11 protein-coding genes and 1 pseudogene are annotated in these 13,456 nt (G+C 56.3%); 7 read left to right on the top strand and 5 right to left on the bottom strand.

Features of this window, described 5'->3' with window-relative positions; genetic code table 11:
* The first annotated feature begins 41 nt into the window (after positions 1-41).
* The 3 genes from ACZRMH_RS20110 to ACZRMH_RS20100 all read left to right on the top strand — a co-directional run bounded on the left by ACZRMH_RS20110 (position 42) and on the right by ACZRMH_RS20100 (position 2,807).
* Positions 42-980 carry a cyclase family protein gene (locus ACZRMH_RS20110; protein ID WP_464014924.1) on the top strand — a complete coding sequence of 313 codons (939 nt, stop codon included), beginning with the start codon at positions 42-44 and terminating at the stop codon, positions 978-980.
* 31 nt (positions 981-1,011) lie between these two features.
* Positions 1,012-1,923, top strand: a complete 912-nt coding sequence (locus tag ACZRMH_RS20105) for a LysR substrate-binding domain-containing protein (RefSeq protein WP_464014923.1) — start codon at positions 1,012-1,014, stop codon at positions 1,921-1,923.
* Positions 1,924-2,009: 86 nt separating this feature from the next.
* On the top strand, positions 2,010-2,807 hold the full coding sequence (locus tag ACZRMH_RS20100; protein ID WP_464014922.1) for an SDR family NAD(P)-dependent oxidoreductase: 798 nt from the start codon (positions 2,010-2,012) through the stop codon (positions 2,805-2,807).
* Positions 2,808-2,975: 168 nt separating this feature from the next.
* Here the strand turns inward: ACZRMH_RS20100 and ACZRMH_RS20095 are convergent, their stop codons facing one another.
* The 4 genes and pseudogenes from ACZRMH_RS20095 to ACZRMH_RS20080 all read right to left on the bottom strand — a co-directional run.
* Positions 2,976-3,902 carry a LysR family transcriptional regulator gene (locus tag ACZRMH_RS20095; protein WP_464014921.1) on the bottom strand — a complete coding sequence of 309 codons (927 nt, stop codon included), beginning with the start codon at positions 3,900-3,902 and terminating at the stop codon, positions 2,976-2,978.
* 75 nt (positions 3,903-3,977) lie between these two features.
* A complete protein-coding gene (locus tag ACZRMH_RS20090; protein ID WP_464014920.1) occupies positions 3,978-4,388 on the bottom strand; it encodes an SRPBCC family protein in 411 nt (136 codons plus the stop codon).
* Positions 4,389-4,461: 73 nt separating this feature from the next.
* Positions 4,462-5,472 carry an aldo/keto reductase gene (locus tag ACZRMH_RS20085; RefSeq protein WP_464014919.1) on the bottom strand — a complete coding sequence of 337 codons (1,011 nt, stop codon included), beginning with the start codon at positions 5,470-5,472 and terminating at the stop codon, positions 4,462-4,464.
* 369 nt (positions 5,473-5,841) lie between these two features.
* Positions 5,842-6,126, bottom strand: a pseudogene (locus ACZRMH_RS20080) (DUF4432 family protein); the annotation flags it as partial.
* 58 nt (positions 6,127-6,184) lie between these two features.
* On the opposite strand from ACZRMH_RS20080, the gene ACZRMH_RS20075 reads away from it, so the two are divergent.
* Positions 6,185-6,619: a hypothetical protein gene (locus tag ACZRMH_RS20075; protein ID WP_464014965.1), complete on the top strand. Its 435-nt coding sequence runs from the start codon at positions 6,185-6,187 to the stop codon at positions 6,617-6,619.
* A gap of 123 nt (positions 6,620-6,742) precedes the next feature.
* Here the strand turns inward: ACZRMH_RS20075 and ACZRMH_RS20070 are convergent, their stop codons facing one another.
* Positions 6,743-7,072 (bottom strand): helix-turn-helix domain-containing protein, encoded by a 330-nt coding sequence (locus ACZRMH_RS20070; RefSeq protein WP_464014918.1) that lies wholly within the window; start codon positions 7,070-7,072, stop codon positions 6,743-6,745.
* A gap of 279 nt (positions 7,073-7,351) precedes the next feature.
* Between ACZRMH_RS20070 and ACZRMH_RS20065 the strand changes: the two genes are divergently transcribed.
* The 3 genes from ACZRMH_RS20065 (at position 7,352) to ACZRMH_RS20055 (ending at position 13,327) form a co-directional block, all read left to right on the top strand.
* Positions 7,352-12,094 carry a dermonecrotic toxin domain-containing protein gene (locus tag ACZRMH_RS20065; protein ID WP_464014917.1) on the top strand — a complete coding sequence of 1,581 codons (4,743 nt, stop codon included), beginning with the start codon at positions 7,352-7,354 and terminating at the stop codon, positions 12,092-12,094.
* A 187-nt stretch (positions 12,095-12,281) separates the two neighbouring features.
* On the top strand, positions 12,282-12,587 hold the full coding sequence (locus tag ACZRMH_RS20060; RefSeq protein ID WP_464014916.1) for a hypothetical protein: 306 nt from the start codon (positions 12,282-12,284) through the stop codon (positions 12,585-12,587).
* Positions 12,588-12,760: 173 nt separating this feature from the next.
* Positions 12,761-13,327 carry a hypothetical protein gene (locus ACZRMH_RS20055; RefSeq protein ID WP_464014915.1) on the top strand — a complete coding sequence of 189 codons (567 nt, stop codon included), beginning with the start codon at positions 12,761-12,763 and terminating at the stop codon, positions 13,325-13,327.
* Positions 13,328-13,456: the final 129 nt, after the last annotated feature.

Genomic DNA, 13,456 nt, shown 5'->3' with positions numbered 1-13,456 from the left:
CCGCAAACTGCGATCCATTGTCCAACCCACTGGATCACACCATGAAGACCTTTTCAGGATTCGCCCTGGCGGCCCTGCTACCCCTGGCCATGCAGGCCGCATACGCAGCCGACTGGTACCCGTCCGTCTACGGTGCAAACGATGAGATCGGCGCTGCCAACCTGTTGACCCCGGATGTGGTCAAACAGGCGGTCGGCCTGGTCAAGACAGGCAAGACCTATGCGCTGGCCGTGCCCGTGGACAAGAACCTTCCGGCATACCGCCATCGCAGCTTCCGCCTGTACAACGTGCAAGTCGGGCAGCAGGCCGGCAAGTCGCTGGGGCCGAACAAGTTCACCTTCAATGATGAACTGGTAAACGCCTGGACCGGCGTAGGCACCCAACTCAACGGGATCGGCCATATCGGTATCGACAATGTGTACTACAACGGTAACAAGGCAGCCGATTTCGTGACGGTTGATGGCGTCAGAAAACTCGGCGTCGAGAAAGTACCGCCGATGGTGACCCGCGGCGTAGTGCTGGACATGGCCGCCTACTACAACAAGGCCATTGTGCCCGGTGGCACCGAGTTCAGCGTCGCCGATATTCAGGCGGTATTGAAGAAGCAGGGCCTGACCCTGCGCAAGGGCGATGTAGTGCTGTTCAATACCGGCTGGCTGGAGTTGATCGGCAAGGACAACAAGCAGTTCCTGGAAGTGGAGCCCGGTATCGGCATGCAAGCCGCACAATGGCTGGCTGACCAGGGCATCGTCGCTTTCGGCGGCGATACCTGGGCCTCCGAGGTTTATCCGAGCCCCTCCGGCAAGGACGAATTTCCGGTCAACCAGTACATGCTCGCCAAGCGCGGTATCTACAACCTGGAACTGATCGACAGCCGTGCACTGGTGCATGACAAGGTCTGGGAGTTCCTGTTCGTGCTCGGCCAACCGCTGTATGTTGGCTCCACCCAGGTCAACATCAACCCGGTTGCCATTCACTGATCATACTGCCACCAGCCACCCCGGAGGTTCCATGCAGGATCTGCGTCAGTTGCGCTACTTCGTCGCGGTTGCCGAATGTGAGAACGTCGGTCGTGCTGCGCAGCAGTTGCACATTTCCCAATCCCCGCTGAGCCGGCAAATCGCCCAGCTGGAAGATCACCTCGGTCTGGCCCTGTTCGAGCGACGCAACCAGCGGCTGTTCCTGACCACTGACGGGCGCACCTTCCTGGGCGAAGCCCGAGGCTTGCTCAAGCATGCCGAGCGCCTGGAGTCGCTCGGCAAGCGCCTGGGTCGTGGCGAAGAGGGTGGCCTGTGCATTGGCTACGTCAACCACGCCATCCATGCCGGTGTGTTGCCCGGCGCGGTTCGGGCAATCCGCGGCGAACGCCCGCAGATCCATATTGCCCTCTACAACATGACCCCGGGCGAACAGTTCGAAGGTCTGCGCCAACGCAGCCTGGATATCGCCCTGGTCTGCGAACCCGTACCTGACAATGATCCTGACCTGCTTGCCCTGCCTGTGTTAGTCGATCCGATGCTGCTGGCCATTCCCACCGGGCACCCACTGGCGGTCAAAGCCGAAGTGACCCCCGCCGACCTGCATGAACAGGAGTGGATCATCACCGGCGGCCAGCCCGATCAGATCAACAAACGCGATGACTTTATCGCCGGTTGCGCCGATGCCGGTTTCACCCCGCGCCTGTCGCTGGAGGCCACCGACCCGTTGAGCGTACTCGGGCTGGTCTCCGCAGGGCTGGGCCTGGCCATGGTGCAGAGCAGCCTGGCCGCCAGCGCAGGCCCTGCGGTAGTGCTGCGCCAGCTGGACTGGTTCAGGCCCAGCGTGCAGTTGTGGGCGGCCTGGCATCAGGTGGATCTGCGAGCGATCGTAGGGGTGTTCCGCGAGCGCGTGCTGGCTTTGGCCGAACAGACCCGCAAGGTCTGAGCCCAGTCCAATTGCGTCTTTTACAGTCTGATGGTGCCCCACTAGCATGGCCTCCATCACTACAACCTATCCAGAGGAACCCTTCCATGAACATCGATCTCAGCGCACGTACCGCTATTATCAGCGGCTCCACCGGCGGCATTGGCCTGGCCATCGCCCGCGGCCTGGCCCGCGCCCATGCCGACGTGGTCATTGCCGGCCGTAGCCAGAAGTCAGTGGATGCCGCCCTGGCAGAGCTGCGCGCCCAGGGCGGGCGTGGCCAGGTACAGGGCGTCGTCGCCGACCTGGGCACCGCCGCTGGCGCCGAAACCCTGTTCGCCGCTCACCCCAAGGCCGATATCCTGGTCAATAACCTGGGCATCTATGACGACGTCGACTTCTTTGAAGTCGCCGACAGCGAGTGGGCCCGTTTCTACGAAACAAATGTGCTGTCCGGCGTGCGCCTGGCCCGCCACTACGCCCCGGGGATGGTGGACAAAGGCTGGGGGCGGATCCTGTTTATCTCCTCCGAATCGGGCATCGCCACCCCCGCCGACATGATCAACTACGGCGTGACCAAGAGCGCCAACCTGGCGGTCTCCCACGGCCTGGCCAAGCGCCTGGCTGGTACCGGCGTCACCGTTAACTCGGTACTGCCAGGGCCGACCCTGACCGATGGCGTTGCCAGTCTGGTCGCCGAAGCCGCCAAGGCTTCCGGTCGCAGCATCCGCGAAGAAGCGGACCACTTCGTGCGCAGCGCCCGCCCGAGCTCGATCATCCAGCGCGTCGCCGAAGTCGACGAAGTCGCCCACCTGGTGGTCTACCTCGCCTCCCCTTACTCCTCCGCCACCACCGGTGCAGCCCTGCGGGTCGACGGCAGCGCGGTCGACAGCATGGCAATCTGAATTCAGTTTGCATCAACACAAGTTCCGCGCAGCGGCTATGAGTGGACAAGCCCAATCCCTGTGGGAGCGGGCTTGCTCGCGATGCAGGCGACGCGGTGTATCTGCAACATTGATTCGCTGCCATCGCAGGCAAACCCGCTTCCGCAGGTTTTGCGCCGCTCACAAAACTCAAACCTTGCAGAGACCATTCTGAGCACTTTGTCGCTCCGCGCCTGCCAATACGATCTGACGAAATTCGCCCACAACCGGGCGTAGGTCAACACGGTGCCAGGCTGCCCAAAGCATGGTGCTTTGCTGCAACCACGGCAAATCGCGCAAGACCACATCGGGATTACGGTCACCTCCAATACTGCGTTGGATCAGTGCCAACCCCAGGCCAGCGGAAACCAGCCCGAGCGCACTCAAGGGTTCGGCTGCCTCCAAGCGGATCTGCGGGGTAAACCCGGCCTCCACGCAACGGACCATAAAACGCTCACGACGATTGGGGCTCGCATGGCCGTCGACCATGACCCAGTCCTGCTCGTGGAGATCGGCGGGATTGATATATTCCTTGTCCGCCAGTGGGTGGCCCGCAGGCAGCGCGAGAGCCAGCGGATCGTTAAATACCGGGGTTGCCTGCAGATCCGGGTCATCCGCCGAGACGGGTTCACACACCAATGCGATATCGAGGCTGCGCTGACGCAACCCCTCCAATTGCTCTTGGCTGGTGAGGTGATACAGGACGATATGAACGCCCGGCCGCTCCTCACGAACCCGACGCAGAGCCTTGGGCAGCACACCGGCATGGATGGCATGGCTGACGTAACCGATGCACAGCCCGCCGGACTCGCCCCGGCCCAGGCGGCGGCCGAGCGATTCCAGGCGGTCAGCGTGTTTTAACAGGGCCTTGGCCTCGTGCAGGAACGTGCGACCGTCGGCGCTGATGCGCAGGCGCTGCTGGCTGCGCTCGAACAGTTGCAGGCCCAGGCGCTCTTCCAGTTGGGCAATCTGCCGACTGAGCGGCGACTGGGAGATATGCAGTTGTTCCGCAGCCTTGCCCACATGCTCGCACTCGGCCACGGCGACGAAATAACGAAGTTGTCTGAGATCCAGCATAGAGGCCTTTGAAAGATGTCAACAGCGTGGCTATACAGGAAGAGCCGGGGCCGCGTTGCAGCCCCGATCCCGCCTTCAACCTTCCAGCGTCTGCTTCAGTGCTGCCAGGCCATCCTGGTAGATAGTGGCGAACATCTCGCTTGCTTCGGCATCACTGATGCCTAGCGGCACGAACGAACCGGACCATTGCACCTGGGCACCCTCGCCGGTCGATACCACACGCAGGGTCGACAGATAGTCGCGAACCGGCGCCGGGCCTTGAAGGATGGTATAGCTGTAGCTGCGCCCGGCTTCGTTGAAGTCCAGCAAACGCTCGATGATGGTGTCGCCGCCGATGCTCTTGAGCGTGCGTACGCGACCGCCTTCGCTTAAAACGCTGTGCGGAACGAACGGCAACCAGTCGGGCAGCGAATCGAAACCGCCGATCAGTTGCCAGATACGCTCGGCATTGATGTGAAGATCAATAGACGCTTGTGCAGTAGCCATGATGTTTCTCCTGGGGTTCTACCCCAATGATCGGGTAAAGACAGGGCCGCCGTGCGACCCTGCAAAGTCATGTTCAAACAGCCGGAACGGGCGCCAGAGCGTTGATCAATCCTTGCTCACGCAAGTCATTCCAGAAGGCGACAGGAATGACTGCGCCCAGGGCTGCAAAGTCTTCGTTGGCGTGCAACGGGCGGGTAGAACCCGGGATTGCCGCGACCACTGCCGGGTGGGCCAGGGCGAACTGCAAGGCAGCCGCCTTGACGTCAACGCCATGGGCACGTGCAATGGCACGGATACGCTCGAGTTTCTCCAGCACCGCACGGGTAGCCTTCTGGTATTCGAAATGCTCGCCGCCGGCGGTAACGCCAGAGCTGTACGGGCCACCGACAACAATGCCAACGCCCTGCTCCAGCGCTTGCGGCATCACACGTTGCAGTGCGCGGTCATGGTCCAGCAGCGAATAGCGGCCAGCGAGCAGGAAGCCATCGGGCTGCGGCTCGTCCAGGTCGAGGGTCAGCTCGATCGGCTCAACACGGTTTACCCCCAGGCCCCAGGCCTTGATCACCCCTTCCTCGCGCAGACGGGTGAGAACGCGGAAGGCGCCTTTGCGCGCTGTCTCATAACGCTCCAGCCACTCGTCACCGTAGAAATCCTGGGCAATGTCATGGATCCAGACGATATCCAGGCGATCGGTCTTCAGCCGGCGCAGGCTGTCCTCGATGGAACGCAGGGTGGCGTCGGCGCTGTAGTCGTTGACGATGCGGTTGCGGTTACCGTGTTCGAACAGGCCGCTCTTCTCGCCCAGTTCACGGCTGGCAGGATCTTCCAGCTCATCGAGGATGATCCGACCGATCTTGGAGCTGAGCACGTATTCGTCGCGAGGGCGACCAGCCAGAGCGTCGCCCAGGCGAGACTCGGAGAGGCCGGCACCATAGAACGGAGCAGTGTCGAAGTAGCGCACGCCATTGTTCCAGGCGGCATCGACAGTGGCTTGTCCTTCAGCAACAGGTACATTGCGGAACATGTTGCCCAGAGGGGCCGAGCCGAAGCCCAGTGGATTGGCGATAAGGGACTTGAGGTTCATCTAATGTTTTCCTGGCAAGGGGAGTCGCTTATGAACTCCGATGGCGGCAATCCTATGCCTCCCCTACCGAGACCGTCCAAGTCATAATTCGACCGACTTCAGACCTTTAAAGCATCACCGGTTAAATGATTGTGGGAACCTGACTGCGGCATCAAGCAATAAGTTGAATCCGAAGTCATGCCCCCAACCGATGGGACAAAAATAGGGGTCGACGACTCCAAAACAGTTATTTGCGCATTTCTCGGGGCTTCAACAACGCATCTCCCCGCCAGCACTTGCCATCCTTGTCCATCTGCCAAGGATTGAAAAACTGTCGAAAATGATAAGGTTCACTGGCAGGATCGCCAGCCAGGCGTTGATTTTCCGCGCGGCCTTGTTATGCAACACGGTTAACGTATCGCCCTTGGCATCGGCATAGGGCACCACGTTGTAAACCGTTTCGTCGTAGTCTCTGGTCGGTGCGCGGTAGGTTTGCCAGTCGGACAGTTCGCCCTTGGCTTTATCGTTGAACGGCGACACCTGTTTCACCGGCGTGGCAAAACGAGCACCTTGCTCCAGGAACGGTGTGCTGAAGTTACTGTGATACAGCGCCTGGTATTCCTTCGGATAGTCGTTGTTGTTAGTCAGGGTGTCGTTGAGGGCAAACACTACGCTGGAGATGCGGGAGGCCGAGGCGACAGCATGATCCGCGCCATCGCCGTCACCTCGCCTGGTGAGCTTGTTGATCCTGGTGCTGTACTTGCCCTCGGTCCATCCGCCGGAGCGGTTTCTGGCCCAATTGCGGACAGAACACGCCACAGCCACTGAGTACTGGGGATCTGACGCCGCGCCCCCTATCCTCAACCGCGCGCTGCGCCTGCAAGGGGATACCGCAAAGATCACGCCCTTACCCCAAACACCGCGCAACCCGGCCAGTGCCCGCGCCGAAGAAATGACGGCCATCAACCAGCGGTTGTTCAATACACCCTACTTGCGTTCGATCGACGCCCTGCTGCTCGCCAGCTATCGCGCCGCAGCGTTGTTGCAGTGGTTGCCCTGGCTAAGCCTGTTGATCGGGGTAATGGCCGTGGACACCCACCTGCAACGGCTGATCAGGGCCAAGGAATTTCGTCTGCACAACCCGGAACTGTTTGCGCTGTATGCCTGACTGGGCATTATCCCCGCCTGCACAGCGGTGCTGGTGGGGTTTTGGGGGAGTCGGGCGTGGGGGCATTACCATCGACGGGGATAGAGAGAATAGGTCCCCGTCTGGCTTTCTGCCTTGACGCACTCAGCCATGCGACAGCGATAACATGATCTGAGCAATGGCCTCTTTGTCCACCAGGCTCAAACCGCGGTAGCAGTTGATGATGCCCATCTCTTGCTCGGCAACACTGACATGCACAATAGTGCGTTCACCGGTCAACACATAGTGAATGTCAATACCCACGCGTTGAATGGCCATCAGATAATCCGACTTTGGCCACCGCTTACCACCCTCATATTGCACCTGAGCATTGGTGGCCACACCGCCTGCGACAGACAATACATGCTGAGTAAGCCCCAACGCTTTACGCTCCGCCCTTAAGCGTTCCCCTAACTGTCCATCCATATAGGTCATCTCCAATCCATAGAGTTGCTGAGCTATCCGCAGATCATATAAACAATTTACACACAAATACAACTCATCAAACTGGCCCGTGAATTGAAGTCATCCTGACATATCAATATATCGAAGTGTGTTCCGCACTAGTACTGAATAAGGTCGGCATACGGATGTGTTTATCGGTCATCTAAATACACATACCCCGCTACCACCTCTGAAAATATTTATTGGCTGTAATCACAGCTTAAGGCCCGGCCCGGGCACACCCTGTGATGACCACGCAATGGACAGCCCATGAACATCATTTCTTCAATTCCCCACCCGATGCCTCGCTATCACGTCCTCGACAGTTTTGCCGCTCGGGTATTGCCCCCACCCCCCACCTTCCAAGGTACGGTGGCCCAACTGTTTAAAGCCCAATGGCAAGAGAAATACCCCTCCCGGGACGTGAGTGTCGGCCAGCTCAAACTGGCGGAGCCGGTTCCTTTTCCAAACCCTGACTCGCCAGCCTCCGACAGTGTGCCTCCCCGTTACCGTTATATGTTGATCGTGGATGTAATGATTCAGAGCTATATCGACGCAAAACCGGTACGCCTGATTCAGGGAGTCCATCATCTGATCACGGATTCGGATGTCGAGGATCTGTACCTGCTCAGCGTGGACATGACTCAAGTCCAGACCATCATCAACGACTGTTCTGCGCTGCTGATGGAGGCCTATCAAGAGGCATTGGTTCAGTACTGGAGCGAGAAAAGCACTGACAGCATCAGCCCTTTTAAGTGTTTGAAGCAGGCCTTGAGGTCAGGCATGAACAGCATCGTGCCCGATGCAAATCAAGGCGCGCAATTATCCAATGAGCAGGCGGCTGCCCTGGCTGTCGTCGTGAACTTTCCTGACAAGATAGAGCGCCTGCAAGCCAGCGCAGAAACCCCTGTGCACGCTTATCTGGTTGCAATTGAGAACGTCCAGAACAGCGCATCCGATTTTGTCCAACTGCCAGGCATGCTGCTGGTGACGCAGAAACTGCCCGACAGAATGCTGGTCTTGAGTTATTCAGATGAAAAAGGGATTGAACGGCACGACTCACTGCAATCGTTCGGCGCGTCTTTAAGCCCACACGTGCTCCACTCAACGACAGATGGCTCCTTTCACTGGAGCCTGTATGAGCCGCGAGGTGATTTTTTTACCGCGTTTGCGCTGACGCTGCTGGATAAAAAGGTCCGTGAAATTGGCGTCACAGGCCTAAAGGCGCAAGCAGAGCGTTGGAGCGTGGCGCTATTGGCAAACACGCTCGATGATGCAGCTTCAATATTCCCCTTCTTCAATCAGGCAGAGCAACCCTACTACGATCACGTTATGTCCACACTGCCGGCCTGGTTGCGCCAGGCCAACTCACGCGATCAGCGGGCGTACAGCGCGTTGATGATCAAGCAAGCGATTTGGCACGCACAGACCCACGGGCAAACGTTTCTGGAGGGTATTGTTGCCCTGCCTGTATTTACCAGGCAACTGCTGACGGCAGGTATCAAGCTGCAACACCCGCACTCTACGGTGGATGTGGCACAGATCGATATCCATGAAGTGGTGATCGAAAATATCGGGATGGGGCAGGTTTCTGAAAAAATTACGCCCTTGGCCGACTTCGCATTGACGCACCTCGGTGGCAAGCCTTCACAGTTAATGGCTGTCATCGACCGTCAAGGTGAAGTATTGCCGGACTGGTTGAGCGTGCAGTACGTGAAAAGGCTGGTGGCCGGGCTCGATATCAGCAGCCGTTACATCGAACAACTCAAGCATTATCTGGTTGATAACGCCGCCGAGGCTGCTGGCAGATTGGCGCTGTACAGAGCCCAGTTGAGCATTCAGTTGCCCCTGCTTGCGCTGGAGAAAAAGATCAAGGGTGAGTCCGGATTCACTGAGATGGGCTGGCAATTGGTTCAACGCATACTGCGGCCGGACGTACCCTTGTCGGCAGCCAGCAGTCAGTTATGCGTTCGGCCTTTGGGCTTTTATGCTTACGAGGGGGCAGCGGCGGATTTTGTTTCGAATATGTTTGTTTTCGGTTCCCGTGGGGTTGAGTCAGGTCCTTTTGTCCTTTACGCACCTTTTGCCCGCGAGCCACTGCGGGAATTCGAAACATGGCCAGCCTTGATGGCAGCCATAAAACAGCCGGGCGAACTCCAGGCTCTGGTATTGGCATGGCTCGACGATTTCTCGCGTGGTTATTACATCGACGGTGGCTTTGAACGCCCTCATCTGGAAGGCGTTCTACTGGAGGGGTTTTTGCGCTTTCTTCCGCGCAGCCCGGCGCTGTTGAGTACCCTTCATCTGGACGGTGATTATGTTGAAGCAATGTTTGATGCCCATGCGGAAGCACTGATCACGCTGGCTGACCGCAATACCGTGTCAACGTCAGAGCGCCGCTGGCATCTGCTCAAGGAGTGTGCCTGGACCCTGTTTAATGGCCTGACGTTTTTCATTACCGGACCCTGGCAGCGAGCGGCCTGGATCTTTCAGACATTGATAAGTCTGAGATCAGGCCTGATGGCGCTTCAGGAGGGGGACAAGGAAACCTTTACGCACACTGTTATCGACCTGCTGTTTAACATCAGCCAGGCGCTGCTGCATGAACACCTGAATGCCACTGCTCAGAGCAATGATCGGCTGCGCTTGAAAGTGCCTGTCGATAAGCCGATTTTCACGATCTTTGACGATATCCCCCCCAAGCCTGCCGAGCCTCCACAGGTCAAGGCCCAGGTGGCCAATAAACTGCCTGACAGTGATCCCCGCGCCACCCGGCTGCATTCGACTCTGGATTACTCGTGGTTCAGTCCGGATCAAGCATTGACTCAAGCCCAGCGTGAGAACCTGGAGACCTTTGTGGTGGACATCGACTTGTCTCAGGGTCAGCGAATTGAAGTGGGTGCCCTGCAAGGCCTGATCAACTATCAGGGCAAAACCTATGTACAACTCAATGGCATTGCGTATCGCGTAACTCGCTCGATCGAGGGGCTGGTGATTCAGGATGCCAGGCAGCCCGAAAGGCTTGGCCCGCGCTTGCGCAGTGATCCGCCAGGTCAATGGCATCTGGATGTTCGGCTTGGGCTGAAAGGCGGCGGGCCTAAAACCCGGATCAAAAAGCTGCGTGAAGAAAAACTAAAAAAAGTCGAGGGCCTTCTGCAAGAGGCTGACCTGATTAAATTAGCGGTGAATGAAAACGAGCGTGTCATGGGTGTGGCTGAAGCACTGCTGGAAAATACGACCGTGCGGCGAGCCGAAATTGTTGAACGTTATGCTGCTGAATTTGAAAAATGGAGAAAGAACGCTCAAGAGTTTTTAAGCCTTATGACAAAAATTGAACAATTGATGCCCACTGACGGCCGCGCAAAGCTCATCCAGGAGCAATGGGTGCGATTAACCTTAAGGCATTTCAAGCTTCAAACTTACCTGGAGGAAGTCCATCAAGAATTACCGTTCATCAAAGCGCAAGTGGATTTTGTTAACGAGTTTATAGCCTCGATGAAAAACTTGGAGGAAGGCTCATCGAGCGCGTATGACGTGTGGATCAATAAACTAAAAAAAGCAGAAACCATTGAAGCCAAATTATTTGATAACTTGACCCTGGAATTAGAGGCACTTAACCATGTAAAGAAGAGGCAATTGCCAACGAACAGCGCGTTGTGGGCGTTAGTTAACGCAGAGGACAAAAATCATTTTGATCGGCACTGGTCAGCTATTTACTTAGAAACGTTGTACGAATTGGTGATCCGCCGTGATGCGTTCAATTTATCACCTGAAGAGCAGCGCGCGTTCCATCACTTTGGACAAGCAACCGTGGTGGATACCGTATGGTCACACATCAATTTACGAACGGATAATCAGCTTTACAGCGACCAGCATATAGCGTTCTTCGAAAACGCTATTGAACAGTACAGCGGCGCAGAACGGATCTGTGAGAACTTGGTACTTTTGCAATCCGAACATTTCCGCAATGAATTTTTGGCTCCGATAATCCGAGTGCTCAATAACCTCAAGGACTTTGCTGAGTCAGAGTTGGGGAGAGTGATTCAAGACTCGGAAAGCTCATCCTCCGAGGTTGAAGAGCCGCGGCCGGGGCCCAGTCGTTTAATGAATGTGCAGAGGGACAAGAAACCGGCGTCATCCAGACAACCTCAGCAAATAATCAAAACGACTGACCAGCTAATGTTGGTTGGTTCCCGACGTAAAGCGTCCGAGGGGGTAGAAAGCGATATTGTCGAAGTGACTGAGGGGATTGGGCGAATCAAGGTTTATTCGTATAAACAGATCGAAAGCGGCGAATGGCAGGAAATCGGCAGTCATCGCCCGTCAGCCCCTCAAACCACTCAAGCGCGAAACCTGGCAAAGTTGGTGACGGATGCCAGAACTCAACTCGACAGGGTCGACAACGCGATTGAAAACTGTCGATCAAGCGCAGCGACCGCAAAAATACCGGTCGAAATAGAAGATATTCTTGAATTCAAAGCCAGAAGCCTTGATTCAGTATCCGCTCAAATAGATCAAGTCTTGATTGATTCCAGCGCTGAAACTGAAGTCCTGACTCCAGCCCGTGAGCAAACAGCCAGGGCACTCAGTGTCGACCTCAAGTTGGCCGCGGTCAGGCTGCGCACAACGGGCAAGGGTTTGCGCGTCAGTATCATCAAACGATTACCGCCCACGGGGCCGAACGTTGAATATTTGAAGGCTCAAGGAGAAGTTCGTATCAGCCGCTTGGGCGGGCGAAAGTTTTTGTCCAAAGGGCAGCGTAAGGATTACCTTCAGGAGTATCTCATCAGCGATAAAGACGGCACACAGCTGTGGTTTGCGCACTTTCACTACAAAACACTGGAAACACCGGCTCTTGAATATGAGGCGGGGCACCTGAAAACCTTGGAACAGCGCACATTGAGTGAGCAAGCCCTGTATGCAAGGGCCAACAGTGGCGCGCAATTTATCGAAATTTATCGTGCCAAACTGGACAGTGGTTTGGCCCAGCGTTTGTTTTTGTCGCTTCCGTAAAGAGCACCTATTGAGCCTGGACTCATCGACCAGGCTTCTACACTCAACCCTATTTAGATCTCCCAGTACAGATGGCAGAGTTAATCGGCCAATACACCCAACTCACGCGATGTTGGCAGTTTGCCAAGCCTACTGGCATGCTCTCGACGATGTGTCGGTAGACAGTGTTGAGCTAGAGAGAGCGACTGTGGGTTTAGAGAGCAAGGCGAAGGCAGCTCAACTGAGTGTTCTGAGCAAATATGGTGTATTGGCAGACTTTACCGACGTGGAAGAGGTGGTGCTTGACCGCGCCCTGAAGGGCCGCTTGTCTGCGAGCGCTTCGAAGGACCTGACCTTCGCTAACTGGTGTGACCAACTGCTGGGGCCGGGCGAGCGGCTTCCAGTTGCACGTTTTGACAATCCAGTTCCGGGGCAAATCCGACTGGGCAAGCTCGCTGTGGGGCAGGACCTCGCCGCCAGCCTCAAGACCTTGCATGCACTTGTCATGCGCTGACGTAAGCTTTGATATGCAATGGAATATGCAGATCTAAGACCGGTAGCTACGGGGCGAATAGCGGCTACGGCGCACTGAGACTGATCCACCCTTACCCTCCGGCAACATGGAGGACACCACCACGAATACGCACTCTTGGGTGCCTCTTTGTGCTCAGAACTTGGGAGTGACCTATGGAAAGACTTGAAGCGGCTTTGAAGCAACTGGTAAGTGCTCATTCAAAACTGACTGAACATGCGCCAATTACTGCACTTGCCCAACACTTGCGAGAAACCCAAAAAACGCTTGATCTCGGTGAGGATAATGAGCTTCCTGTCCTGCCTCAAAAGCCTGGAATTTATTACTTCGAAGCGAAATTTAAGTTTTACACAGCAGCGGAACTTGGCGAATTTGGTGAGCGATGGGGAAAAATACGGGCCAAAGCGCATGACGGAACAATCCCTCGTTATTATCCAAGTCGGGTGAAGCATCACTTAGCGGCATTGGCAGCAGGCAAACCGATCCCATTTTATTTAGGGAAGCGAGAGTCGATAGCTGATCGAATCAAAAATCACGTCGAATCGCTCCTGGATTCCGAAACGTATGCACTTAAGCTTCGGGCAAGACCGCACTTAATCCGTGATGTGGAAATTACATATAGTTATCAGAGTTTCGAGGCGCCGCCGACATCTTACTTCGGAGTTGGGTTAATCGAATCTGAACTACGAAAAATACTGAATCCGATTCTGGGGAAACAGTGAGCATGGAGAAAGTACAACTGTTGTTGAATCAGGTGTAGAAGTCTCGACTTGATCTGACACCCCTCTTGAAAAAGAACGGGGCTACCGGGTTTGATGGTTGTGCGAGCAATCACCAACCCAAGAGGAGTA

Source organism: Pseudomonas sp. B414, assembly GCF_055408445.1.
This window is presented reverse-complemented; position numbering and strand designations above follow the sequence as displayed.